The following is a 25,340-nucleotide window of genomic DNA, read 5'->3' as shown; positions in this document are numbered from 1 at the left end:
CCCACCCTTCCACGAGGGGGTGAACTCCAGTCAACGTGACCAATCGGACGGAGCAATGCGAGGATCGGTGACATGACCGTGCGAACCCGTGCTGACCTGGCGTCCCTGCCGTCCTACGTGCCCGGCAGGACCATCCCCGGCGCCATCAAGCTCGCGAGCAACGAGGTGTCCGCCGGACCGCTGCCCAGCGTCGTCAAAGCGATCGCCGACGCGGCCACCGGCATCAACAGGTACCCCGACTCGGGCTCTGCCGAACTCACCGGACGGCTGGCAGACAAGCTCGGCGTCCCGGCCGACCACCTGGCGATCGGCTGCGGCTCGGTGACCCTGTGCCAGCAGCTCGTCCAGGCCACCTGCGGCGAGAACGACGAGGTGCTGTTCGCGTGGAGGTCCTTCGAGGCCTACCCGATCGTCACGCACGTGGCGGGCGCGAAGCAGATCCGCGTGCCGTTGAACTCGGAGCACACCCACGACCTGGACGCGATGCTCGCGGCGATCACGCCGAACACGCGGATGGTCTTCGTCTGCAACCCGAACAACCCGACCGGCACCGCGCTGCGCACCGAGGAGATCGAGGCGTTCATCGCGAAGGTGCCGCGCGACGTGCTCGTGGTGCTCGACGAGGCCTACAAGGAGTTCGTGGAAGACGCACACGTCCCGGACGGCGTCGAGCTCGCGAAGCTGCAGTGGGCCGCGGGCAACGACAACGTCGCCGTGCTGCGGACGTTCTCGAAGGCGTACGGCCTCGCGGGTCTGCGCATCGGGTACGCGGTCGCCCCGCCGGCCGTCGCCGAGGTGCTGCGCAAGGTCTACGTGCCGTTCTCGGTGAACGCGCTCGCACAGGTGGCCGCGATGGCCTCGCTGGACGCCGAGGACGAGCTGATGGTCCGCTGCCGCGCGATCGTCGGCGAACGCACCCGAGTGCGCGGCGAACTGCTCGCGATGGGCTACGACGTGCCCGAGACGCAGGCGAACTTCGTGTGGCTGCCGCTGGGCGAGCGCACGGCGGAGTTCAACGAGCACTGCCTGGCGCACAAGGTCGTGGTGCGCGCGTTCGTGGGCGAGGGTGCCCGCGTGACGATCGGCGAGCCGGACGAGAACGACGCGTTCCTGGCCGCGGCCAGGGCTTTCACGCTCTAGGAACTACTTGGTGAGCAGCTGGACGATCGCCGCGACTCCCACCACCACGATGACGCCGCGCAGGACGGCGGGTGGGAGTTTGCGGCCGATCTTCGCGCCGATCTGGCCACCGACCACGGACCCCACGGCCAGCAGCAGCACGACCAGCCACGCCACGTCGGCGATGAAGATGAACAGGACGCCGGCGACGAGGTTCACGAACGCGGTGAGCACGTTCTTCAGCGCGTTCATCCGCTGCAGGTGCTCGCTGACGAGCACGCCCATGATGCCCATGACCAGCACGCCCTGCGCCGCGCCGAAGTAGCCGCCGTAGATGCCCGCGCCGAACACGCCGAGCCAGAGCAGCACGCCGCCGTCGTTGTCCTCGTTGCGGCGGTGCGAGAGCTTGCGGTTGAGCCACGGCTGGATGACCACGAGGACCAGGGCGATCACGATCAGCACCGGCACGATCGCGGTGAACGCCTTGTCCGGCAGCGTGACCAGCAGGATCGCACCGATGATGCCGCCGAGGATGGACGCGGGCAGCAACCGCTTGACCCGGTCGGCCTGGCCCTTGAGCTCCTCGCGGTAACCCCATGCGCCGGACAGCGAGCCGGGCACGAGGCCGAGGCTGTTCGACACGTTCGCCACCACGGGCGGGTAGCCGACGGCGAGCAGCACCGGGAACGTCACGAGGGTGCCGCTGCCCACGACGGTGTTGATGCCGCCTGCGAACACACCCGCGATCACCACCGCGATCATTTCCCAGACCGACATGTCACCCCCGTACCCGATGGTTCGCGACGCTAACACTCCGTTCGGACCAACGAGATGTGGCGCTCATGACAACGGGCCCGGCACTCGGAGTGAGTGCCGGGCCCGTCCGTCGATCTCGGGTTACGCGACCTTGCGCCTCATCGCCACACCCGTCATCACGAGCAACGCGCCGAAGAGCACGAGGCCGAGCACGCCCACACCGGTGTTGGCGAGCGCGTCGGTGTTCTTGGCCGCCAGGATCCCCGACGGGCCGGCACCGCCCGCGCCACCGGACGTGGCGGTCGGGTCGGCGACGTCAGGACCGGGCACGACCCAGACGTACGACGGCCACTCCTCGCCGCGGACGTTGCCGAAGGGCGGGCCCTCACCGAACTCGACGACCTTCCACGGACCCACGACGAGCGGCTCGTAGGTGCCCACGGGCAGGTCGGGGAACGTCCACGCGCCCTTGGCGTCCGTGACCGTGCTGACGACGGGCTTGCCGGTGTCGGTGTCGAGCAGCACGAGCTTCGTGTTCGCCACCGGCTCCGGAGCCGGACCCTGGCCCGTCCAGTCGCCGGTCATCACGAAGCCGGTGAACGTGTGCGTCGCACCGGGCACCTTGCTCCTGATGCTCCCCCACGGGTTGCCGAGACCACCCTGCGGTCCGATCGAGCAGCTGAGGACGACGTAGCCGTGGTCCGGCGACGCCTGGGGCAGCGCGGTGGTGACGTGGACGTCGAGGGTCTGGCCGGCCGCGATCGGCACGCCGGCACCATCGGCGGCCAGCTGACCCCACTCGGGCCCGCTGTTGCCGAGGTACGGGCCGGAGCCGCCGCTACCGCAGTCCGCCTTGACCTGCAACGCCTTCGTGGTGCCGTTCTTGATCGACACGGAGACGCCGACGGGCTCGCCCACCCGGTACTCCGGCTTGTCGAACTTGAGCGACGCCTTCAGCTCGTCCGACAGCGGACGAACCATCCGCATTTGCGCGGTGCCCTCGTCACCGGGGTTCACCACGCCGGTGCGCTCGCTCTGGGGACCGTCCTGGAGCCAATCGGACTCGGGGTCGACGATGATCTGCTGGGCCCAGAACGTGCCCGCGGGCAGGTCGGTGAAGCGGGCGTGACCGGAGGCGTCGGTCCTGCCGGTCTTGTTCACGTGCGGCTTGCCGCCACCGATCGACAGCTTGTGGTTCGGGAGCTCCTCGCCCGCGTCCCGCTGCCCGTTCAGGTTGCGGTCGCCGTAGACGACGACCGAGAACGAGCCGGTGCCCCAGGTGACGTCCGCCCGCGCCTCGGCCTTGTTGTTGCTGTTGTCCGCGTCGGAGGAGCCGACCTCGATCGCGTAGACCGTCTTGCGCAGCTTCTCGGGATCGCTGCCACCGTCCTTGAGGTGACCGCTGATGGTCATCTGCTTGGACTCACCGGGGTACAGCACGATCTCGGGGTCCAGGAACTTGCGGAGCTCCGGGTAGAGGAAGGACGGCTCGAGCTCGTTGTACTTGGTGTGCCAGTAGCTCCGCGCCGGCCCCACGCCGGTGCCGACGTTCTCGACCTTGAGGGTCATCCGCACCAGGTCGGAGATGTCGTAGCTCGGCTTGTCGAACGACACGGCGACCTTCAGGTCCGGCGCGTGGACGGTCGGGTCCTTCACGACGGGTCCCTGCACCACGGTGAGGTCGGCGACGACGTTCTGCTCGGCGACGACGTCGACGAGGCGGCGCTCACTGCCGTCCTCCAGCCTGTAGGCGCCGATGACCTGGAAGGCCACCTTGCCCTGCCGCAGGTTCTCGATGCGCCAGGCTCCGGTCCAGTCGGTCACCGACTGGCCGACGATCCTGTTGTTCGCGGGATCGAACGCGACGATCTTGGTCGACGGGATGCCGGAGCCACTCGCGCGGAGGTGCCCGGACACGCTGCCGTAGATGCCTCCGATGGCCGCGCCGACGGTGAGGCCGGGGTTCGAGGCGGGGTAGCCGCCGGGCGCGTCGGTGTTGCGGCCGTCGGCGCTGAACGCGCAGGCGAAGTAGACCTTGCCGGTCGGGAACTCGGCGTCGGGCACGGTGTCGGTGACGGTGAACGTCCTCGTCTCACCTGCGACGATCGTGACGCCGCCGCGGTCCGGCCGCAGGTCGCCCCAGCCGTCGCCGGTGCCGTCGAGCGTCGCCGGGTCGTTCTCCGGGTCGCAGACGGCGACGAGGTTCGTGATCGGCGCCGTGCCGTTGTTGCGCAGCGTGACGCTGACCGAGATCGGGTCGCCCTTGGCGTACTTCGTCTTGTCGAACGAGTGGCCGGTGATCGACAACGTCCGCGAGAGCGGCGGCGCGACCTGCAGCGCGACCTCGGTGGTCCCGCCCGGCGTCACGGTGATGGACTGGCCCGGCTTGATCGTCAGCTCCCGGTCGCCGACATAGGCGTTCCAGCGGACCTGGTAGGTGGCCGGCGGGACGTTGTACAGCTCGAACTGGCCGCCGTTGTAGGCCGAGAACGTGCCGGGGTACGAAGCGGGACCACCGACCAGCCTCAGCGAGTACCCGTCGACGCCCTCGCCGGGGTCTGCGACACCGTCGCCGTCGCGGTCGTCGAAGAGGACGCCCTTGATCCTGCCGCCGTTGTTGACGATCTGCGTCTCGGCCAGCGCGGTGTTGTCGTTCGGCGTCTTGTCGACCGAACCCTCGACCCAGGCGCGGACGGAGAGCGCCGCCCGCCCGAAGGTCCACTGGGTCACGCCGCCGAGCTTGAACACCCTCTGCTCGCCGGGTGCGAGGCTCGGACGGGAGACGAGGTCGTCGACGCCCGTGGTCAGGTACAGCTGAGAGGCCTCGGTGGCGAACCTGATCTGGTTCGCCGCCACGTCACCCTCGTTGCGGACGGTCACCGTGAGGCTCACCGGATCGCCCAGGAAGTACTCGGCGCGGTCGAACTTCACCGAGACCTTGAGGTCCGGCGCGGTCTGCTGCTGCTCGGCCTGCTTCACGGACTCGCTGGGCGGGGGCACTGGCGTGCTCGGGGCCGAGGTGTCGCCGGGCGACTTGTCCGGGTCCTGCTGGGCCGGATCCTGCGGGGCCGGCTTCTCCTGCTCCGGGTTCTCCTGGGGAGGCGTCGTGGTCGACGGCGAAGCCGGGTCGCCGGCCGGCGGCGGGACCGACGGGTCGCTCGACACGGGCGGCGCCGGCTCGTCCGAGGACGTCGGCGGGGCCGCCGTCTCCGTCGTCGTCGGGGTGGTGCTCGGGTCCTCCTGCGCGAGTGCGCCGGTGGTGGCGCCGCCGAACGCCAGCAGGGCGGCGGTGCCGAGGGCCGCGAATCTGAGCAGGCCCCTTCTGACAGGTCTGTCGGACATCGATCCCCCAGTTGCAGGTACGGGTCGGGAGTTCGGGAGCACGCCGAGACGGTTCAACGACGATGCCGCCGCCAAAGGACTCCCCCAAGGAACCCGAAGGTGATGGTCCGCGAAGCGTCAGAGCCCCCGCACGCGCCTCGCAGACCCCGGCAAGATACCTGAAGAAATGCCGTGCGGGAAGGGCACTTCTTCAGGCTGACATTCCACTCTGGACGGTTCCGGCCGAAGCGCGGTCGCAGGTCAGGTCCTGCGACGGCCGGCGACACGAGCGCCGAAGCCGAACGCCACGAGGAGCGCGGCGACCACGCCGAGCCCGAGCACGCTGACACCCGTCTTCGCGAGCGCCCCGCCCGTGCTCCCGGTGCCCGGCGGCTTGGCACGCGGGTTCGGCACGACGAAGAAGTCCCGTTGCGCGACCTCGTCGAGCTTCACCTCCACGCGGCCGGACTCGCCGTCGAACTTCCACTCCCCGTCGATTCCCGCCCAGAACTCACCGGTCGGCATCCGGTCGAAGCGCACGGTTCCGTCGGTGCCCGAGACCGTGTCCGCGACCTGCAGCCCGTACTCCCGGTCGGTGAGCAGCAGTACCCGGACGCCGGTGAGGGCCTCACCGCGGTCGACGACGCCGTTCTTGTTGCGGTCGTGCGCGACCCTTCCCTGCACCGCACCGACTCCGACGAGAACGGAGGCGATGTCGAGTGCCCACGGACCGTCGTTGTAGGCGTTCGGCGCGAAGGAACAGCCCACTGCCACCTGTTGCTTGAAGCGCGCGTAGGCGGGCACCGCCTCGGTGACGGTGATCGTCTTCGACTCCCCCGGCTCCAGCGTCACACCGGGACCCTCCCGGCGGAGGTCGCCCCAGCCCTCCGGCGTGACCCTGCGGTAGCCGCCGCCGAGCTGGTCCTGGTGGCCGAGCGGGTTGCACCTCGCCTGGACTCGGGTGAACCGGCGGGCCGTGACGTTCTTCAACGTGATGACGACCTCGGCGGTCTCGCCGACCATGTAGGTGTCCTTGCCGAACACCATCGTCGCTTCGATCAGCTCGCTGTAGGGGCGGTCCGCGCGCACCGTCAACCGGGTCGGCGCCGTCGGTTCGACCCAGACCGCCGACGGGTTGACCTCGTCGTGCACGATCCAGTCGTCGGCCAGCTCGTAGGTGATCCAGTACGCGCCGGACGAGACGTCCTCGAAGGTGAAGCCGCCGTTGGCGTCCGTCGTGGCGGTGTAGTAGTCGTGCGACGTGCCTCCGCTGGCTTCCACCAGGACACCGGGCGCGGCCTCGCCGTCGTCCTGCTGCCCGTTGCCGTTCTTGTCGGTGTAGACCACGCCGACCACGTCACCGCGGGTCTCCACCACCTCGGCCTCGGCGTGGAAACTGCCGTCGTCGTTGTCCGGCCGGCCGAGGTAGCTCACCTTGCCGGCGAGGACCAGCCTGCCGTCCACCAGGGTCTCGATCCGGCCCGAGACGGTGAACGTGCGGGACTGCCCGGCGGCGAGCCGGATGCCGGCTCGCCGCGCGAAGTCGCCCCACTGCTCTTCGGGAACGTCGAGTTCGGTGAGCATGTTCGACAACCCGACCTGCTCGGCTGCGCGGCCGCCCACGTTCGTGAGCGTCAGCTCCACGCCGACCGTCTCGTGCGCCTCGTACCGCTGCTTGTCGAGCTTGATGGAGACACGAACGTCCGCCGGGCTCATCTGCTTCAGGAAGCCCTGGCCGAAGCCCCCCTGTTCGGTGACCACCACCCGTTCCTGGCCGGCGTCGCGGAACCCCCACGGGCCGAGGACGACGGCGCGGTACGTGCCCGCCACGACGTTGAAGAACTCGATCCTGCCGTCCGCGCCGCTCGTGCCCTCGGAGGCGCGGAGGCCGGTCTGCTCGTTCAGCAGCACGACCTTGACGCCGCTGACGACCTCGTCCGGGCCGATGAGGTCGTCGGCGTTCTTGTCCTCGCCGACGACCATCGCGTAGTTGGTGCTGCTGGTGACCTTCGCCGTGGTTCGCGCCCACGGGCCGAGGTTCAGGTCCGGGTTCGGCGCGAACTTGCAGTCGAGCGTGACGATGCCCGCCCGGCCCGCGCCCTCCGGGACCTCCTCGTCCACCGTGATCGACCGCCGCTCACCGGGTGCGAGCGAGACGCCGTTGGTCGTCAGCGCGTTCCAGTTCTTGCCGTTGCCGAGCGCCTTCGGGGAACTCTGGTGGTCACACCGGGCCCGGATGTTGCTGATCTTGTTGGCGGTGTGGTTGGTGAGGACCAGGGTGACCGTCGCGGTCGCCGGCATGCGGTAGCTGTCGCGGTCGAGGGTCGCGCTCACCGAGAACTGCTCCGTGTACGGCCGCTCCCCGCGTGCGACGACCTGGGCCGTCTTGTTCGGCTCGACCTTGATCGGGTCACCGTCGACGTTGACGACGTGCACGGTCCACTGGTCTTCAAGGAAGTACATCGCCTTGTAGGCGCCGGGCGCGAGGTCCCGGAAGCCGAACTTGCCGTCGGCGTCGGTGGTCGTCCGGTGCTCGGCGCCGTTGCCGGTGATCATGAGACCGACGTCGGAGGCGGCCTCGTCCTGGTCCTGCTTGCGGTTGCCGTTCCTGTCGACGTAGACGACGCCGGCGATGTGCCCGGTGACCGCCGCGGGTGCCACGACCGGCGGTGGTGGCGGTGGTGGCGGTTCGCTGCTCGGTGGCGCCGTGGACGCCGGTGGTGTCGTGGTCGTCGTCGTGGTCGCCGCCGTCGTCGGCGGTGCACTCGACGGATCGTCCTGCGCGAAAGCGCCGGCGCTCGCCGTGCTGAAGAACAGCGCGGTGACGGTGGTCAGAACACCGATCCTCAGTGCCACCCGAGTGACATTCCTACCGGACAACGGCTCCCCCCGAGCCCGCAGTGATGGTGCCGTCCGCCGATGTCAGAGCCCCCGCGCACACCCGTCGGACGTTCGGAAAGTACCGCAGTTCGAAGACACCGCGAAAGGGCCGGGAGGAGGGCGAAAAAGGGACGAATCTTTTCTCCGGAACGGGCAACCGAGAGCGCCCGGAAAGCGTGAGCAACGCGGGCACTTCTCTGCGCTGGAGTCGGTGGCATGCTGTTCTCCGTGACACCGGAGGACCTGGCGCACCTGCGCCGGGCGCGTGACCTGATGGACCGCGAGTACGCCCGGCCGCTGGACGTGCCCGCGATGGCCCGCGCCGCGCTGATGTCGCCGTCGCACTTCGCCCGCCAGTTCCGCGCGGCCTACGGCGAGACCCCGTACGGCTACCTGATGACCCGGCGGATCGAGCGCGCCAAGGCGTTGCTGCGGCTGGGCACGCTGTCGGTGACGGAGGTGTGCGTCGAGGTCGGCTGCACCTCGCTCGGCTCGTTCTCCGCGCGGTTCACCGAACTGGTCGGCGAGACGCCGTCGGCCTACCGGGCGCGTGCCCACGACGCGCTGGCCGCGGTGCCGGGATGCCATCTGATGGGGCTGACGCGACCGAGCAGGTTTCGAGAAGCGACGCGGTCGCAGCGTCCCTAGGGTTTCGGCCATGAAGCTTTCGCACACGTTCCTCTTCGTCCACGACCAGGACATCGCGCTGAAGTTCTATCGCGACGTCGTCGGCCTCGAAGTGCGCACGGACGTCACCATCGAGGACGGTTATCGCTGGCTCACCGTCGGTCCGGCCGAGCAGCCCGACGTCGAGATCGGCCTGTCCCTCATCGGCCCGCCGATCCCGCCGACCGACCACGAGGCGCTGCACGCGTTGCTGGCCAAGGGATCGTTCCAGGGCGTCATCTTCGAGCTCGGCGACGTCGACGCGAAGTTCGAGCAGGTCCGCGCGGCCGGGGCCGAGGTGTTGCAGGAGCCGATCGACCAGTTCTACGGCGTGCGCGACTGCGCGTTCCGCGACCCGTCCGGCAACATGATCCGCTTCTCGACGCCGCGTTCCCAGCCGTAAAACCGTTTTGCGCCTTCGCTTCGACGTGCTTCAGTGGTGCCACCAAGCGTTCTTCAGAGACAAGGTCGATGCCATGGGCAGCCCCGGACACACCGGGTGCCTTCGCAGTACCCGGTGACTCTCGCGTTCTGTTCCTCGCGATCACCAGGAGCTCCACCTTGAGTTGGTACACCTCTTTCTTCACCGATCTCGCCAACGGTTTCTGGCGTGGTGCGGTCCAGCCCTCGCAGACCTCGGTCGAGGTCGACTTCCTCGTCGGCCTCGACACCGGGCCGCGCGTCCTGGACGCGCCGTGCGGCAGCGGCAGGCACAGCATCGAGCTGGCCCGTCGCGGCTACGAGGTCACGGGCATCGACATCTCGGAGGAGGCCATCGCGCACGCCCGTGCGCTGGCTCCCTCTCTCGACTGGCGGCAGGGCGACGTCGCGTCGCTGGGCTCGTTCGGCGTGACGGCCGACCTGGCCGTGTGCCTGGGCAACAGCTTCGGTTACCTCGACCACGCCGGCTCGCAGCGGTTCCTGCGGGAGCTGGCCGGGGTCGCGCCGGTGCTGGTCCTCGACTACGGCTGCACGGCTGAGTCCTTGCTGCCCTCGCTGCCGGGCGAGATCCGCATGACGGCGGGCGGCGTCGAGATGGTCGCCGTCAACACCTACGACGTCGCCTCGGGGCGGCTGCTGATCGACTTCACGTTCTCGGACGGGGAGCGGACGCAGCGGTCGGCCTGCGTCCAGCACGTGTACACGGCGGCTGAGCTGACCCGGATGCTGAACGACGCCGGGTTCTCCTCGGTCGCGCTGTACGGCGACGTCGACGGAAGCGCCTTCCGCGTGGGCAGCCACCGGTTGCTCGCCGTGGCACGCCGCTGATCTCACTTGGCCCGGGTGGTAGCGCTCTCACGACCACCTGGGCCAAGGTCGGGGTCATGCGTGCCATCACCGCGGTAACAGCCCTGGCCTCGTCCCTGGTGCTGCTCGGCTCCACAGCGAGCGCAGCCACCGACCCCGCCCGCGACCTCGCCGCACGGGTGAGTGCGGAAGGTGCCCACCGGCACCTGATCGCGTTCCAGCGCATCGCCGACACCCACGGCGGCAACCGCGCCGCGACGACCGGCGGTTACGCGGCCAGCGTCGACTACGTGGCCGGGCGGCTGCGCGACGCCGGGTTCGACGTGACCACACCGGAGTTCGAGGTGCGGCGGAAGATCGACGACGCGGGCCTGGCCGTCGTGGGCGGGGCGTCGCACGCGCTCGTGCCGTTCGGCGACACCCCGAACACCCCGGACGGCGGTCTCGTCGCGCCGTTGCGGGCGGTGCCGGAGGACGGCACGCCCGGTTGCGAGGCGAGTGACTTCGCCGGGCAGGACTTCAAGGGTGCCGTGGCGCTGATCCGGCGCGGTACCTGCACGTTCGTCTCCAAGTACGCCAACGCGGTGAACGCGGGCGCGGCGGCCGTGATCATCTCCAACAACGTCGACGGCCACCTGGACCTGCGCATCCCCGGCACGGTCCCCGGCGGCAGCACCTCGAAGGCCGACGGCACCGCGCTCGCCGCGCTGGCCGGCCAGACCGTGACGCTCGACCTGCGCCACCACGACGAGGTCCACCTCGACCGCAACGTCGTCGCCCAGACGCGCACCGGACGTACCGACAACGTCGTCATGGCCGGCGCGCACCTCGACAGCGTCGACACCGGTCCCGGCCTGAACGACAACGGGTCGGGATCCGCGGCGCTGCTGGAGGTGGCGGTGAAGATGGGCTCGCGGCCCAAGCTGCCCAACGCCGTGCGCTTCACGTGGTGGGGTGCGGAGGAGGCCGGGCTGATCGGCTCGCGTGCCTACGCGTCGGGGCTGTCGTTCGAGCAGCAACTCGACATCGCGCTGTACCTGAACTTCGACATGGTCGGCTCGCCCAACCCCGGCTACTTCGTCTACAACGACCCCGGCCTGCCGTACGGGTCGACGCACATCGAGAAGGCGTTCAGCGACTTCTACACGGCCCGGAACCTCGGTCCCGAGGGCCTGAACGTGCGGGGTGCCAGCGACTACGGCTCGTTCACCGCGCTCGGCATCCCGGCGGGCGGCATCATCTCCGGCGGCGGCGAGGTCAAGACCGTGGCGCAGGCCGCGAAGTGGGGCGGCACGGCGGGGATGGAGATGGATCCCTGCTACCACCGCGCGTGCGACAACCTCGGCAACATCAACCGCGAAGCAATGGGCCGCAACGTTTCCGCTGCGGCCCATGTCATCGCCTCGTACGCCATCACCACCGAGGGGGTGAACGGCGTCCCGTCCCGCGTGGAACGGGCATCGCTGCGTTAGCCCAGGTTGTTCGTGTCGAACGTGTTGCAGCGGGCGGGGTCGCCCGTCTGCAACCCGGTCGTGAACCACTTCTTGCGCTGCTCCGAGCTGCCGTGGCTGAACTTGGTCGTGTCGACCCGGCCGCCGCCCAGTTCGCGCTGGATGAAGTCGTCACCGATGCGACTCGCCGCGTCCAGTGCCGCGTCGACGTCCTCCTGGGTGATGTTCGAGATGAGGGGCTGACCGTTGGAAGACGGAACCGTCGTCGCGGCCTTGCTCCAGGCACCCGCGTAGCAGTCGGCCTGGAGCTCGAGACGCACCGAACCCGAGGTGGGGCCGGTCTCCTGACCCACTCGGTCGGACGTGCCGAGCAGGTTCTGCACGTGGTGGCCGTACTCGTGGGCGAGCACGTAGGCCTCGACGAACGGGCCGCCGGTCGCGCCGAACTTGGTGCGCAGCTCGTTGAAGAAGTCCAGGTCGATGTACACCTGGGAGTCCGCGGGGCAGTAGAACGGGCCGACCGCGGAGGAGGCGTTGCCGCAGCGGGTGCTCACGCTGTTGCGGAAGAAGTTGGTCTTGGTGACCTGGTAGGTGTTGCCCGAGCGGGCGAACTGGTCGGTCCAGAAGCCCTGGATCGAGTTGATCGTGGCCAGGACCCGGCAGTCGCTGTCACGGTTCGCGTCGGCGCCCGTCTTGCACTTGTCGAGCAGCTGGCCGGACTCGACCTGGGTGTTGGTGCCCAGGCCCTCCAGACCGCCCGCGGGCAGCTGGATGCCGGTGAACTGCTGGAACAGGAAGTAGATGATCAGGCCGACCACGCCGAGGCCACCACCGACGCCCGCGACCCTGCCGCCTGAGCCTCGTTGGTCCGAAACCTGAGAAGTGTCGAGTTCCGCGCCTTCGTTGAACTGCACCGCATCCTCCTGCCAAGGACCCCATGGGTGCCGCAAACGATAAAGCACGAAACATGCCTTGGTGCGGAGCCCGACGTCGGGGCACCGCACCAAGGCTTTCCCATTTGGAAGTGACGACTACGGCCCACGAAGGTTGGCGTGGCGCTCAGCCGGTGACGCCATGAGACGACACCGAAGCCGAGCTCAACAGCGTCGAAGTGCACCGAGCGACGCCTGACGGCGCCTGGGCACCCGAAACCTCGTGTCCGTCGCTACACAGTCGCGCTCGGACCGTTCACGTCCGATCCGCTCGCGGGGATGCGACAGACCGCGTTTCGCCACAGCGAGGAGATACCTGCACAGCACCACCTACCCCTTCTGGGCGTGGCTTCCGGTGGTCTAGTTCATTCACCTTCCGGTTGCCAGCTCGTTATCGACTATGCGCTTGATCAGCCCATTTCTCAACACCTCACGCCAAACCTGAATTGGTGAAGTCGGACGGGTGACCTGCGGAGATCGACACTGCAGACAGCAATCGCCCGGCGAGAGAATCTCTCGCCGGGCGATTGTGAGAAATGATCAGGATTTGTTGATCAGGCCTTCGTGACGCGACGTGCACCGCGTCGGGCCATCACGCCCGCGGTCATCAGGCCGAAGCCCACCAGCAGGAACTCGAGCGGGTCGGCGCCGGTCCGCGAGAGGTTCGGGATGACCGCCGAGGCGCGCTGCGAGGCCTTGTCGCCGGTCTTCGGGGTGCCGGCGCCGGAGTCGTCGCCCGTGGTGCCACCGCCGTTGTCGGCGTCCCCGTCGTCGCCGCCTCCGGGGTTGCCGTTGCCGGGGTTCTGGTTGCCCGGGGTCTCGTTGCCGGGGTTCTCGGTGCCCGGCTGCTCCGGGTTCTCACCGGGCTGCTCCGGGTTCTCGCCCGGCTGCTCCGGCTGCTCACCCGGCTGCTCGGGGGTCTCGGTCTTGCCGCAGTCGCCGCTCGCGGTGCCGAGCACGCCCGCGGCGGTGCCGCAGACGGTCACGGGGGCCTCGACGGTGCCGTTGGGCTGCTCCGGCTTGGTCTCGCCGCAGCTGCCGGTGCCACCGCCGGCGACGCCGACCGAGTTGCCGCAGACCGTGACGGGCGCGGAGACGAGTGCCTTGTCGGCCTGGACGCGCTCGGCGGGCTTCTCCTCGCACGTGGCGTCGCTGTTGCCCAGCACGTTGATCGCGTTGCCGCAGACCTTGACCGGGACGCTGACGAGGTTGCCGACGCGGACCTCCTCGTCGACGTTGAGCGGCACCGGGACGGCCTGTGCCCAGCCGGCGGTGGCGACCATCAGGCCACCGGTGAGCAGAGCGGCGGACATGGTGCGGTTGAGGTTCTTGCGCATGACTGTTCTCCCTGGAAAGTGACGGATCCCCTGTGCTGTGTGCGGCACTGGTGGATCAGTCGGGAGAGAACGTCGGCTCCTCCACGTGCACGGCGCGTGGCACGTCTTGTCGCTCGGTGCTGATTTCCGACGCTGTGGTGGTGGGCGGCCGCATCGCGTGCGGCAGCGTGCCCGCCGGGATCTGGGTGCTCGTGCTCGACCCCGCGCCGCTCTGCGGGAGCGTGCCGGGGACCGGCTGCTCGGCCTGCGGTTGCGACTGCGGCTGTTGAGGCACGGGGTTCGCAGGCTCGGCCGTGAGCGGTGCCGGAACTGGAGGCACGTACGGCTGGCGGGCCACCTCGGCCCGTGCGGGTGCTTCCGCCTCAGGGGCCGGCGGGGCCGGGAGCACGACTTCGGGTGCCTCGACGCGCGGTTCCGACTTCGGCGGGACCGGCTGCTCTCGTGACGGAGGCGCGGTCTCGACCTCGACGGCGATGTCGACGACGGGGAGCTCGACCTCGATCGCGAGCTGGTCGATCTCGACCCGGATGTCGGCGTTCGCCTGGCCTGAGCCGCCCAGCAGCCAGGCACCGGTCACCAGACCGGCGAGCAGGAGGAACCGACGCAACCACGACATCGGCCCTCACCCTAGATCAAATGGAGCAACGGGGCACACGAAAAAGGCCGTCTCGGCGACTTTCGTCGCCGAGACGGCCTTCAGCCGCGTGATGTGACTACGGCAGCAGCTTGATGCGGTCGGTCGACGGCGGCGCCTGGTTCGGGTGCGCTGCCAGATAGGCGGCGAACATGTCCAGGTCGATACCACCACCGGTGATGGCGGTGCCCTTGGTGAACTCGCTGAAGCCGTCACCGCCGCCCTGCAGGAAGCTGTTGATCGTCACGCGGTAGCTCGCGTTCGGGTCGACAGGGGTTCCGTTGATCCTGATGTCGGAGACCTTCGAGCCGATCGGCGCGGACGTCGACCAGCTGTAGGAGAAGCCGGCAGAGGGCTGCAGGATCGTGTTCTTGGCCACGGTGAACTGCTGCTCCAGGGCGTTCTTGATGTTCGCTCCGGTCAGCGTCACCGTCTGCAGGATGTTGCCGAACGGCTGAACGCTGAACGCCTCACCGCGGGTGACCACACCGTCGCCCTCGTTCGCGGGCGAGTTGGCGTACGTGAGGTCCGCCCGCACACCGCCGGGGTTCATCAGGGCGAGCACGGCACCGGCGCCCTTGGTCTGCTCCAGCTGCGAGTCGGCGATCAGGATGCCGAGCGGCGTCTCGCCGGCCGCGGTCGCCACGCGGTTGATTTCCGCGGTGATCGTGCCAATCGGAGCGTTCGCGATCGGGGCCGACTTCGTCTTGGCGAGGTCGATGATCGCCTGGATCTGCGGGTCCGGAGTGACCGTGCGGGTGACGATCTTGTTGTCGGCCTTGGTCTCGCCGCGGATGACGTCGCGCGTCCGGCGGTCGATCTTCAGGTCGACGACGCTGAGCTCACGACCGAAGGCCAGGCCCTCGATGAACGGGCGCGGGTTGCCGGCCGGGTCCTTGACCACGCAGTTGTAGTGCTGGTGGCTGTGGCCGGAGAAGACCGCGTCGATCTTCGGGCTCACGTTGGCCGCGATGTAGCTGCCGGGGTTCTGCGGAGCCACGTTGCACGCGTTGGGCCCTCCACCGGTCGAGGTGACCTGGTCGCCCTGGTGCACGAGCAGCACGATCGACTTGATGCCGATGGCGTCGAGGAGGTTGGCGTACTTGTTGGCCGCCTTCACCTCGTCACCGAACTTGAGCTCCTTGATGCCGTTCGGGTCGACCAGGATCGGCACGTCCTTGAGCGGCATGCCGATGAAGCCGATCGGGATCCCGTCCCGGATCTCGACCCAGAACGGCGGCAGAGCCGGCAGCCCGTTCTTGGCCTGCGTGACGTTGGCACCGAGGATCGGGAAGTTCGCGCCCTTGTACTTCTCGCTGAACTGGCACCCGTCCACGGGGTGACAGCCACCGTGCTGCATGCGCAGCAGCTCCTTGTACCCCTCGTCGAACTCGTGGTTGCCCGCAGCGGTCGCATCCATGCCGACCTTGTTGAGCACCTCGATCGTCGGCTCGTCGTGGAAGAGCGCGGACACGATCGGCGACGCGCCGATCAGGTCACCCTGCCCGACGATGACGGAGTTCTTGACCTCCTTCTGGAGGTTCTTGATGTGCGTGGCGTTGAACGCGGCGCCACCAGCGTCGACGGTCGTACCGTCCGGCAGGATGACGCGTCCGGAAGACCCGCTGGGCGGCTCGATGTTGCCGTGCAGGTCGTTGATGCCGATCAGGCGCACGTCAACCGTGCCCCGACCGCGCAGTGACTGGGCATCGGCCTGGGCAGGCCCGGTAGCGCTGATGACAGTGGCCGCGGCGGCGGTGATCGCCAGAACGGAAAGCCGTCTGAACGAACTCATGGATGGAGCCTTTCAAGGCTTGGTTAACGCGCGTGTACGGCCCGGGAGTCTGCCTTTTTGGGGCCGCGTTTTCCAGAGGTACGACAGGATCGTCATGGTCAGGCTTAGTCTTGTTCCCGTGACACCAAGTGAGCAGGAGCCGCACTGGCTCGACGAGGGCGAGATGCGCGCATGGCGCACCTACGTGAACGGTTCCTCCATGCTCATGGACCGTCTGCACCGAGAGCTCCAGGACACCCACGGAGTGTCACTGGCGGACTACGAGATCCTGGTGCGCCTGTCGGAACAACCGAACCAGCGCATGCGCATGACCCAACTCGCCGAGGACGTCGCCTCCTCGAAGTCACGCGTCTCGCACCAGGTCGCCCGCATGGAGAAGGCGGGTCTCGTGTCCCGCCGGGAGTGCACAGAGGACGGACGCGGGGTGCTGGCGGAGCTGACTCCGGCCGGGATGACACAGCTGATCGCCGCCGCTCCGACACACCTGCGTGGCGTGCGCGAGCACATCGTCGACCTGCTGACGCCCGAGGAGGGTGAGGTGCTGGCCAAGGTGTTCGACCGGGTCATGACACACCTGCGGGAGTCGAACGGCTAGGCTTTGGGTCGACGCCCTTCGGGGTTGGGAAGCGTGGCAGAGCGGCCGAATGCACCCGCCTTGAAAGCGGGAGACGGGCAACCGTCCGGGGGTTCAAATCCCTCCGCTTCCGCAGTTCAGAGGGGGTGTGACCGGCCGTTCAGGCTGGTCACACCCCCTCTGGTGTAGCAACGGGTGTAGCAACCGCTTGGCGGACGTTCTGACTGTCCAACTTGAGGTTAGGCCGACAAGATCCCCAGGTTGATCAACCTGTACCCCATCGCCTCGGTACTGACATCGAACGCACGCGCCAATGATGCAATGAGTTCGTCTCTCGACTCGCTCCCCGCTTTAGGGCGCTCCTTGATGGCTTCGATGACCATCCGGCGAGGCATCAATATTGCGGCAGCGAAGCGGTTCGCTTCTATTTCTTCTCTGTCCGTTGCCATGCTAGAGACATCATCTCTCCAGTTCACCCTAACCGATTGGTCGACGATCAACTCTCGCCCCTCGTGCATGAGTAGATGTCCAACCTCATGCGCGATTGTAAAGCGCTGCCTACGTCTACTCGTGTTGCTGTTTACGCCAATTACCCATGCGTCATTTCTTGCCGACCTAAGCGCAAATCCGGACTCTGGGCCGGTTGACGGAGTATAAGAGATCTGCGCTCCTAGCTGCTCCGCCAGGAGATCAATAGGTACAGGAGGCTGTTCTACCTGGAACTTCTCCAGGATAGCGGCGGCTTGGTCTTCTGCGTTCATGGCGGAAACCATCACTTAGGCTATGTGCGGCGGGAACCGAGGATGGCGTTTTCTACAAACCGGCGTGCCGTGCTGGAGATCTCGTCGAGCTCCGCATGGGTCTCTCTACTCAATGCTGAATCTGCCGTGAAATAACTCTTCGCAGGAATGAGCACAGAAGGCTGCGACTCAAGGATTTCACTTAGCTGAGCTAGAACATGCAGTGGGAACCTCTGGCGCCCGGCCTCAATATTGGCAACAGAAGACCGTGTCATTTCAATTCTTGAGGCCAACTCGGCCTGAGTAAATCCAGCTTGCACCCGATACTTCTTAATCATCTTTCCGACGTCCGCATAAAAGGCGTCCTCGCGCTCGCTTTGACTTTGCATCGTGGGGCTCCGTTTTTGACTTAATTTTACTGGCTAACGTTTGCCCTGTAAACCCTCGCTCAGGCGTCACTCTGCCGAGGCAGTTGACACCGCCACTCGAACGGCCTAGTGTCAGCACCACTGACATCCCACCAGGGGCTGTCGGTGGTGGTGACACTGGAGGTTGATCATGGCGAAGAACACGGGTCATGGGTCGCGGGTCGGTGCGGTTCGACAGCGATCTCAGACGCTCAATCCCCGCACCGGTACGTGGGTGAAGCGGGGTCCGGACGGTCAGTTCATGGATGGCAAGTCAGACGGGGCGCCGTTCAAGGGCGTCCGCAAGGAGAAGTGATCAAGATGAGCCGGAATCTGTACGTCGTAAGTCCCAATGGCACGTTCTGGCAGGTGACGCACGCCGGAACGGTGCTCTCAACTCACTACACCAAGGAGCCAGCTGTTCAGGCAGGTCGCTCGGTGGCGATCGCCAATCAGCCCAGCCAGCTCCAAGTGCGTCGTGCGAACGGCACGATCGAATTCGAGTGGACCTACGGGAACGACCCGTACCCGCCGAAGGGCTGATCTGCGTCAGCTCTGAACGATAAGAGGACCAGGCCGCGGTTATCGGCCTGGTCCTCTTATCGCCAAGGTACCAAGTCGGGACGAAGTGGTCTACTCCAAAGTCTCCGTCAGCCTCCGCAGGGCCTCTCGCTTGTCCTCCAGGGAGACGGCAGCGTAGATCATCATCGTCACTTCGATGTTCGAGTGACCAACGATGTCCCGAACGATGTGCGGTGGCACGCCGAGCCTGAGCAGCAGCGTCACGCACGAGTGCCTGATGTCGTGGAAGCGCACCTCATCGAGGCCGGCGCGCTTCCGGATCGGGTACCAGCTCGACCGGAGGTAGGTCGGATCGATCGGCCCGCCGAGGATTGTCGTGAAGATCAGCCCTGCCGCTTCCCACCTGTCCCCCGCAGCCTCCGCTTCGTCGTCCTGGAGGTCCCAGTGATCGACGAGCGCCCAGGCAACGAGCAGCGGCAGTGGCATGACCCGCTCTGACCGGCCCGTCTTCGGCGGAACGAACACGAGCTTCGTGCCAACCCGCTGAAGCGTCTGACGGATCTGCAACGTGGGTGCGTACTGCTCCGCGCAGTCCTCACAGAAGTCGTCCCCGTGTTCCGCGCAGGGCTCGTCCCATCCGTCCCAGTCGATGTCCTTCCACCTCAGGCCGAGCAGTTCACCCCGCCGCATTCCGAGGTAGAGCGCCAAGACGTACAGCGCCTTCAACCGATCGTTCTCAGCCGCCTTGAGCAGTGCCTTTGCCTGATCGGCGTTGAGACCCCGATTGACGTCGTACCGAGGCGACCTGACCTGAACGAGCCTGGCGACGTTGCGCGGCACGACCTCCTCCCGCATTGCGTGCGCCAGCGCATTCCTCAGAACAGCGTGGATCTGCTGAATGGTCCGGTCAGAAAGAACCGTCTTGCAGCACTTCCCCTTGGCACAGCAACGCCGAGCATCCTTCGGCCGGTTGGCGTCGATCTTCTCCGCGCAGCACCGGCAGTCGTTCCGGAGCCGCGTGATGAACGTCCGGACGTCCTGCGCCGACAACCGATGGAGCTTCTTCGTCCCGAGGTTGGGCACCAAGTGCCGCCGCACGACCACGCCGTACCCCTCGACCGTCCGAGGCCTCTTCGTCGCGGCCACAGTGGACAGCCAGTACTTGAGATAGCTCTCCAGCGTCCACGTCTCCGCAGCTACCGGGATGCCGGCGTCGGAGTCGGCGATCTTCTTCCTGAGCTTCTTCCAGGCCTCCGACTCCGTGGTTGCCGAAACAGTGACGCGCTTGCGGTGCCCGGTCGTGGTGAGCACGTAGGCCGCGCCGACCCACAGCCCGTCCTTGCGCTGGTAGACCGAGCCCTCACCGTTGGACCGCTTGCCCCCGGCCATCACGCAGCCTCCGCGATCAGCCGAGACAGGTACGCCTGCACCGACGAGGCCGGAACCCGACGACTCCCGCCGATCTTGACGGACACCAGCTCACCGGCCCTGATCAAGTCGAACACCTTCGTCCGCCCCACCCGAAGGGCCCGAGCGACTTCCTCAACGCGATACGCGATGTCGTTCATGTCTTCCCCCTTGGTTGATCAGGCCGCAGTTGCCGAAAGATCTGGAGGCCCAGCCGCGAGCAGTGCGCGGTCGTACTCGGCCTTCCACGTCACGCGTTGGGCAATGGCGTGCATGAGCAGGTGAGCCCGTGGCGGCACGTTCGGATCACCGGGCCGGACCTTGTGCCAGACGAGCCGAGTCGGGTCCTTCTCCGGCTTCTCGATCCCCACGGCCTTGAGCGCCTGGAGCACGAAGCGCTTCCGGTCGGCCTTGTGGTCCGCGAGCGTCTTCCCCGACCACTTGCGGGACACCAGAACCCGCCGCCCAGGCAGTCCGAGCGTGGTCCTGCGGTGAGCCCGTCCCTTGCATCGTCCTGGGCTTATGCGGGAGTTCGCGCCGCGAGGCTGGACGCCGTACAGGAGCCAGTTCGCGCACCGGTCCGAGCAGGGCGTGACAGCCAACTCGTCGGCCAGGCGGTCCGCATGCCGGCGTTGCCGTTCGGTGTCCTGTTCGACCACCTCACCAATGGACTTCGTGAGGTATTTCGTCAGGTAGCCGATGTGCCGCCCAGCTTCTTCAGAGCCGCCGAGGATGCCCTTGGAGTGCACCTGGCGACCGAACTTCGCGACGTGCGCCGGTTCCTCGACCTCCGCGTCTTCCCAGGTGGTCAAGGCCTTTCTGGTGTCCGGATCAATGAACGCCTTGGCGTTGAAGTCCCAGACCGGCAGCTGGTCCACGTAGACGCGTTCGTCGTGGTTGGGCCACCACACCTGGTGGTAGGTAGCCGCCGTGACCAGGCGAATGACCTCGTGGGGGATCGAACCGCGGAGTGCCGCGTGCAGGTGCGGAGCAGCGCGTTTCTGCGGCTCGACCGTGGCGAAGTACTGGACGTCCCAGCCTGCGACCCGCCGAAGGTTCTGCCACCACCGGTCAACGAGTGACGCGAAGTGCACGGCATCCCTTGCGGCACGGCGGTAGTCGTAGCTGTCCGGATCGACCGGCGTGCCGTCGTCGCGCACCTTGCCGTAGGTGTCGAGGGTGAGCGTCACGAACATCGAGGGACGGAAGGCTCCCGCGAACTCCCGTCCAACCGTTCGCTTCTCCACACGCCGCCGAGGCAGGTCCGGCGCATCCTGCCGACGCTTCGTCGAGCGCTTCACAGGCCGCTTGCCGGGATCGTCCGGCGAAGGCAGGCGACCACGGACGCCGAGTTGCCGAAGTTCGTCGTCGACGCTGTGAATCTCCTCCCGCAGCTCGTCCGCCTCAGCCGAGTTGCCTTCCTCCTTGAAGGCCTTCATGAGGTCAGCGCGGTACTCCAACAGCTCGGTCTGGTCCTTTGTGGGCGGTTCCGGCGTGAAGTCGGGCTCCACCTCCATGTGCCAGCCTTCGCGGCACTGAGCCATCCGCAACGCCTTGGCTTTCTTGGCGCAGGGCTTGCAGACGCTCTCGATCGTCGAGCCACACGGGACCGCGACGTACCGAACCTCGTAGGACTCGTGGTCCTCGACTTCCATCGTGAACGGCCGGACGCACACGCCATGCTGCTCAGCAGCGGCCTTGGTGACGTCAAGCGCGGCAGGCTGCCTCATCCGCTCCGCGCGGGACTGGCCTGCAACATCGCCGGGAAACGTGGTGACGTTCGTGCTCATGCTGCCCTCCGCTCGCTGCTTGCCGGGAAGTCGTGAACGGTGGCCGGGGCGAAATAGACGCCCAGTTCGACCAGGTCCGCGTCCGTGACGTGGAAGGCCCTCGCGCGTTCCGGTTCGCGCTGCCCGTCTTCCTTGAGCCAGGCGACACCAGGCGTGCTCTCGCTGATCTCATGAGCAGCCGCGCCACGCTGCCGAACGCCATCGCCCAGGACCATGTCCACCTGAATCGGCTCGTCCAGGCGCAGCGCCACCCGAGTGGTGAACAGGTGCCGGAAGCTCACGACCTCCTTGCGCGGGTCCTGCACCAGCGCCACCGTGGCCACACCGGGAGCCCGTCCCTGCGAGCTGATCGTCTGGACAGCACGCCCAGCGCGTTCCCGGAGTTGCTTGTCCTGCTGGTAGGCAACAAGGTCCGCCAGCTCGTCGACCACCAGGACCGTGAACGGTTCACCAGCGTTCCGAGTCCAGAGCCGACGAACGCCCCGGTACCGCGAAGCGCGCGCCTTGACCTCCTCAGCGATCTCTTCCAGCAGCTCAACGGCTTCCGGCCCGTTGTCGTAGACGACCTTGTCAAAGGCATCCGGACACTGGCCGAGTTCCATCCCGCCCTTGGGATCGATGCCCACGAGCCTCACCAGGCCGGCGCGAATCGCGGGGGCGAGCTGCCAGACGATCGACCAGAGCACCGAGCCCTTACCCGCGCCAGGGACACCGACGACGAGGATCTGAGAGCCGAGCAGCTTCAACCGCCACGGCTTACCGGTCTCCGTCCTCCCAACGACCAGCTTCTTCAGGTCGACCTCCGCGGAATCCCCCAGCGGCGGAACCGCCACAGGCCGAGCCAGCGGATCAGCGTGGATGAAATCGAGTTCCAGCAACCGAGGCTTCAGCACCCGCACGCGGCAGGACCGAGCGTTGAACGAGTGCGCCAAGTTGTCCCGACGCGCTTCCCACTGCTCTGGAGACTGCGCGGGGATCATCCGTACCCGGACCTTGTCCCGCCAGCCCTCAGCCCGAACTCGCCGCAGCTCAGGCAGGTACTCCTTGCGCCGGTGTTCCTTGGCGAGGTCGGCCAGCCGCATGACCGTGCGCCACTTCGGCACATAGACCGTGGCCCGCCGCCACTCAGTGACCGTGCGGTACCAGCAGTACCGCAGAAACGACGGCCGATGAAGCCCGAACCAGATCAGCAGCGCAGCGACGAGCGTAAGCAGCGCCAGCACGAGCGGCGAGAGCCCGAACTTCCGATAGGTCGCGAGCCCGGCGACGGCCAGGCCGGCCACGACCGGGTACCGCACGACGATGAGCACCAGGCGGACGCCGAGCCACGCGGCGAACCCCGCCAGCACGAACGGTGCCGCAACAACCTTCGCCCACCGAGGAAGCCAGATCCACCAAGGGAAACGCGGCCGTGCACCCTCGAACGGAGCCGGATCGACCCACTTCGTCCCGCTCATGCCGCACCGTCCAAGCACGAGACGCAGCGGAACACCATGCCGGTACTCGGGATGAACCCCACGGGCTTGAATGCGCTCAATCCGTTGCCGCACAGGCGCTTGCACGTCAGGCACTCGAACCCTTCAGCCTGAGCCTGAGTGAGTTCGAGGCTGACCAGCCCACCGCCATCAATCATCACCGTGTAGGTGTCGACGGTCTGCAAACGCTCCACCATCGCGGCGAACCGATCCTGTCGACTTGACGCACCCCAGGTGCGCACAGATACCCTATGCATGACTCGAATCTCCTTGTGTCCCAACGATTTCAGGGTCGTTCGAGTCGGTGTACGTCGCCGGGAACAGTCAAGGCCCGCCAAGACTTTGGACTGTTTCCGCGCGACACACACCAACGCTGTTTGTTCAGTTGTGGATCAGCTCTGACCGAGCTTCTTCGCGAGCGCCCTGCACCAGGAGCAGAGCGGCCGTTTCTCCGTCTTGCGGAACCACCCGCCACCCAGACAGCGCGAGCAGTTCCGGTACTCCATCCGAACCCGCCCGGTCACCGGGTGCTTCGCGGTCAGGTTCATGCGGTACATCAACCGAGCCAGCAGGCGAGGCCTCACCGGCACCACCGCCTAACGCGGCTAGATGTGCGGAAGCCCGCAACAGCACCGGCCACAGTCACACCGGCAGGCGTCGAGGACCGGGCCGAAACCCAACGCCTTGCGCACCGACAACCCGAGCGGCACCGCCATCACGTGCAGCACCTCGAAGTTCGCCCGGATCAGCCACCGCGACGACCGCAGCCCGTCCGGCGAGACCCAGTACCGCCACGGCCGTTCCTGCTCCGGCCAGAACGGAACCCGTTGCACCAATCCACAGCGGCGCAACCGCTCCATCCGCCGGTAGACGGTCCACAGCGGTTGCCGAAGAAACTCGGCAAGCTTCGGCACGGTCCACAAGCTCCACGGATCGTCGAGCAGGGCCACCAGCATCAGCTGAACCTGCACGTCGTCCGCGAACTCACCGAGCACCGCGTCAGACAGCTGAAGTTCGTCGAGCATGGCTAACCCCACTCAGTCAGTGGCCCAGGCGTGTTGCCAACCCAGCCAGCACCCTTGGACGGTTCGAGCACCGCAGCCAACAGGCCGGCGTGCTGCGACAGCGTCCGCAGGAACGCCGCCAACTGCTCCCGACCATCAGGCCCGTCCGGCACGTGGATAGCGATCTGCGCCGGGTCGAGGTTCAGCCGCAGGCAATGTTCCGCAGCAGCCGAGTCGGGCCACGCAACGATGTCTGCCGACGCCGCAGGACCAGGCGAGATCATGAGCTTCAACATCACGACTCCTCCCCAGAACGGGACTGTTCAAGCCGCGCGCGACGCTCGAACTCCTCAGCGGCAATGGAGCAGGCGTGACGAGCCCACAGCGGCACCGCCAGATCAGCGGCCAAGATCCGCCACGCCTCCGCCACCGCGGAGTAGCCCAGAGCCAGACGAAGAAGTGCCTGCTTGTCGCCCGTACGGGACGCCGCAAACAGGGCCGCCGTCTGCTCCGCATACGCGGTGTTCCACCGGGCGACCGCCTCACGCGACGGCCGCGCCACTGTTAGGCCGCCGACTTCTGATCGGTCTGACCCTGCTGACCAGCAGGCTTGTTCTCACGCTTGGGCGGAGCCCCGACCTGAGGAGCGCTGATACCCGTGGCCCGGATCGTGAAGCCCTGGTACTTGAACCGGTCCCCCATGACGCGCGGCTCGACCGTCAGTCCCTCGAACGCGACCGGCCGAACCTCGACGCCGGGCATGACCTGCACGGCCTGAGGAGGGACGGGCTGAACGTCCGCGAGCACGGTGATCGTGACCGACGCGTCCCGCTCCTTCTCAGCCGACGGGTCGGTGACGACGACCTTCCACTGACGCTTGCCGGACCGCTCGTCCACCTTCTGCTTGGCCTGCTTACCGCGTGCCTTGTCCTCGTTGCTCATGTACTCCATGTCCGGGGCGACCACGCCAACCATCAGCGCGCCCTGCGGAAAGACCTGGTCAAACGCCGCTTCGAAGCGAGTGCCGTATGGAACTGCCATGACTGCAACCTCCCTAGCCCTGCTAGGCCGTCTGTACGACCTAGACAAGTTACAAGCTAGCTAGGTTGTCTAGCCAGGTCAAGCACGCCGACGTTTTCGCAGGTGAGCTAGCTTCCTAGGCGGGCTAGACAAGTTGCCCTACTCTGAAGGCGTTCTGTTTGGCGATACCTCAAACGGAACGCCCACAAGAAGAGGAGCAAGAGGTGGCACTCGACCCGGACGACCCGCGCCCGCCATACGC

Annotated in this window: 25 protein-coding genes and 1 tRNA gene; 8 read left to right on the top strand and 18 right to left on the bottom strand. The window is 67.2% G+C overall.

Annotated elements, in window-relative coordinates; genetic code table 11:
- The first annotated feature begins 63 nt into the window (after positions 1-63).
- Positions 64-1,140: a histidinol-phosphate transaminase gene (hisC, locus tag PV646_RS11765; protein ID WP_500342366.1), complete on the top strand. Its 1,077-nt coding sequence runs from the start codon at positions 64-66 to the stop codon at positions 1,138-1,140.
- 3 nt (positions 1,141-1,143) lie between these two features.
- Here the strand turns inward: hisC and PV646_RS11760 are convergent, their stop codons facing one another.
- The 3 genes from PV646_RS11760 to PV646_RS11750 form a co-directional block, all read right to left on the bottom strand.
- The gene (locus PV646_RS11760) at positions 1,144-1,896 is read right to left on the bottom strand and encodes a sulfite exporter TauE/SafE family protein (RefSeq protein ID WP_500341446.1); all 753 of its coding nucleotides are present in this window, start codon (positions 1,894-1,896) and stop codon (positions 1,144-1,146) included.
- A 120-nt stretch (positions 1,897-2,016) separates the two neighbouring features.
- Positions 2,017-5,217 carry a hypothetical protein gene (locus PV646_RS11755; protein WP_500341445.1) on the bottom strand — a complete coding sequence of 1,067 codons (3,201 nt, stop codon included), beginning with the start codon at positions 5,215-5,217 and terminating at the stop codon, positions 2,017-2,019.
- A 240-nt stretch (positions 5,218-5,457) separates the two neighbouring features.
- Positions 5,458-8,052, bottom strand: coding sequence for an SdrD B-like domain-containing protein (locus PV646_RS11750; RefSeq protein WP_500341444.1), 2,595 nt, complete (start codon positions 8,050-8,052; stop codon positions 5,458-5,460).
- Between the two features lie 252 nt (positions 8,053-8,304).
- Between PV646_RS11750 and PV646_RS11745 the strand changes: the two genes are divergently transcribed.
- The 4 genes from PV646_RS11745 (at position 8,305) to PV646_RS11730 (ending at position 11,462) form a co-directional block, all read left to right on the top strand.
- A complete protein-coding gene (locus PV646_RS11745) occupies positions 8,305-8,724 on the top strand; it encodes a helix-turn-helix transcriptional regulator (RefSeq protein ID WP_500342365.1) in 420 nt (139 codons plus the stop codon).
- Positions 8,725-8,734: 10 nt separating this feature from the next.
- The gene (locus PV646_RS11740) at positions 8,735-9,145 is read left to right on the top strand and encodes a VOC family protein (protein WP_500341443.1); all 411 of its coding nucleotides are present in this window, start codon (positions 8,735-8,737) and stop codon (positions 9,143-9,145) included.
- Positions 9,146-9,303: 158 nt separating this feature from the next.
- Positions 9,304-10,011, top strand: coding sequence for a class I SAM-dependent methyltransferase (locus PV646_RS11735; protein WP_500341442.1), 708 nt, complete (start codon positions 9,304-9,306; stop codon positions 10,009-10,011).
- 56 nt (positions 10,012-10,067) lie between these two features.
- A complete protein-coding gene (locus PV646_RS11730) occupies positions 10,068-11,462 on the top strand; it encodes a M28 family peptidase (RefSeq protein ID WP_500341441.1) in 1,395 nt (464 codons plus the stop codon).
- Here PV646_RS11730 and ypfJ read toward each other — a convergent pair.
- The 4 genes from ypfJ to PV646_RS11710 form a co-directional block, all read right to left on the bottom strand.
- Positions 11,459-12,355 carry a KPN_02809 family neutral zinc metallopeptidase gene (gene ypfJ / locus PV646_RS11725; protein ID WP_500341440.1) on the bottom strand — a complete coding sequence of 299 codons (897 nt, stop codon included), beginning with the start codon at positions 12,353-12,355 and terminating at the stop codon, positions 11,459-11,461. The genes PV646_RS11730 and ypfJ overlap by 4 nt on opposite strands.
- Before the next feature lie 572 nt (positions 12,356-12,927).
- Positions 12,928-13,710 (bottom strand): hypothetical protein, encoded by a 783-nt coding sequence (locus tag PV646_RS11720; RefSeq protein WP_500341439.1) that lies wholly within the window; start codon positions 13,708-13,710, stop codon positions 12,928-12,930.
- Between the two features lie 55 nt (positions 13,711-13,765).
- Positions 13,766-14,326, bottom strand: coding sequence for a hypothetical protein (locus tag PV646_RS11715; RefSeq protein ID WP_500341438.1), 561 nt, complete (start codon positions 14,324-14,326; stop codon positions 13,766-13,768).
- Positions 14,327-14,423: 97 nt separating this feature from the next.
- Positions 14,424-16,139 (bottom strand): bifunctional metallophosphatase/5'-nucleotidase, encoded by a 1,716-nt coding sequence (locus PV646_RS11710; protein WP_500341437.1) that lies wholly within the window; start codon positions 16,137-16,139, stop codon positions 14,424-14,426.
- 118 nt (positions 16,140-16,257) lie between these two features.
- On the opposite strand from PV646_RS11710, the gene PV646_RS11705 reads away from it, so the two are divergent.
- Complete coding sequence (locus PV646_RS11705; protein ID WP_500341436.1) at positions 16,258-16,734, top strand: MarR family winged helix-turn-helix transcriptional regulator; 477 nt, start codon at positions 16,258-16,260, stop codon at positions 16,732-16,734.
- Positions 16,735-16,761: 27 nt separating this feature from the next.
- A tRNA-Ser gene (locus tag PV646_RS11700) sits at positions 16,762-16,846 on the top strand.
- 106 nt (positions 16,847-16,952) lie between these two features.
- Here the strand turns inward: PV646_RS11700 and PV646_RS11695 are convergent.
- Positions 16,953-17,474: an ImmA/IrrE family metallo-endopeptidase gene (locus PV646_RS11695; protein WP_500341435.1), complete on the bottom strand. Its 522-nt coding sequence runs from the start codon at positions 17,472-17,474 to the stop codon at positions 16,953-16,955.
- Positions 17,475-17,494: 20 nt separating this feature from the next.
- Entirely contained in the window at positions 17,495-17,842 is a 348-nt protein-coding gene (locus PV646_RS11690; RefSeq protein WP_500341434.1) for a helix-turn-helix transcriptional regulator, read from the bottom strand.
- A 339-nt stretch (positions 17,843-18,181) separates the two neighbouring features.
- On the opposite strand from PV646_RS11690, the gene PV646_RS11685 reads away from it, so the two are divergent.
- Positions 18,182-18,403, top strand: coding sequence for a DUF2188 domain-containing protein (locus PV646_RS11685; RefSeq protein WP_500342363.1), 222 nt, complete (start codon positions 18,182-18,184; stop codon positions 18,401-18,403).
- 90 nt (positions 18,404-18,493) lie between these two features.
- On the opposite strand, the gene PV646_RS11680 is transcribed toward PV646_RS11685, so the two are convergent.
- The 9 genes from PV646_RS11680 to PV646_RS11640 all read right to left on the bottom strand — a co-directional run bounded on the left by PV646_RS11680 (position 18,494) and on the right by PV646_RS11640 (position 25,099).
- Entirely contained in the window at positions 18,494-19,693 is a 1,200-nt protein-coding gene (locus PV646_RS11680) for a tyrosine-type recombinase/integrase (RefSeq protein WP_500341433.1), read from the bottom strand.
- A 77-nt stretch (positions 19,694-19,770) separates the two neighbouring features.
- Entirely contained in the window at positions 19,771-19,950 is a 180-nt protein-coding gene (locus PV646_RS11675) for a helix-turn-helix domain-containing protein (RefSeq protein WP_090074583.1), read from the bottom strand.
- A gap of 18 nt (positions 19,951-19,968) precedes the next feature.
- The gene (locus PV646_RS11670) at positions 19,969-21,579 is read right to left on the bottom strand and encodes a replication initiator (protein WP_500341432.1); all 1,611 of its coding nucleotides are present in this window, start codon (positions 21,577-21,579) and stop codon (positions 19,969-19,971) included.
- Entirely contained in the window at positions 21,576-22,862 is a 1,287-nt protein-coding gene (locus PV646_RS11665; RefSeq protein WP_500341431.1) for an FtsK/SpoIIIE domain-containing protein, read from the bottom strand. Before PV646_RS11665 ends, PV646_RS11670 begins: the two co-directional genes overlap by 4 nt.
- A 170-nt stretch (positions 22,863-23,032) precedes the next feature.
- Positions 23,033-23,251, bottom strand: a complete 219-nt coding sequence (locus tag PV646_RS11660; RefSeq protein WP_500341430.1) for a hypothetical protein — start codon at positions 23,249-23,251, stop codon at positions 23,033-23,035.
- 195 nt (positions 23,252-23,446) lie between these two features.
- Positions 23,447-23,638, bottom strand: a complete 192-nt coding sequence (locus PV646_RS11655) for a hypothetical protein (protein ID WP_500341429.1) — start codon at positions 23,636-23,638, stop codon at positions 23,447-23,449.
- A gap of 21 nt (positions 23,639-23,659) precedes the next feature.
- A complete protein-coding gene (locus PV646_RS11650) occupies positions 23,660-24,079 on the bottom strand; it encodes a hypothetical protein (protein WP_090074559.1) in 420 nt (139 codons plus the stop codon).
- 2 nt (positions 24,080-24,081) lie between these two features.
- Positions 24,082-24,354 (bottom strand): hypothetical protein, encoded by a 273-nt coding sequence (locus tag PV646_RS11645; protein ID WP_258946798.1) that lies wholly within the window; start codon positions 24,352-24,354, stop codon positions 24,082-24,084.
- 268 nt (positions 24,355-24,622) lie between these two features.
- Positions 24,623-25,099 (bottom strand): hypothetical protein, encoded by a 477-nt coding sequence (locus tag PV646_RS11640; RefSeq protein WP_258946797.1) that lies wholly within the window; start codon positions 25,097-25,099, stop codon positions 24,623-24,625.
- Between the last annotated feature and the right edge of the window lie 241 nt (positions 25,100-25,340).

This window comes from Streptomyces sp. ID05-26A (genome assembly GCF_033794685.1).
In the GTDB taxonomy this organism is placed as follows: Bacteria; Actinomycetota; Actinomycetes; order Mycobacteriales; family Pseudonocardiaceae; genus Lentzea.
This window is presented reverse-complemented; position numbering and strand designations above follow the sequence as displayed.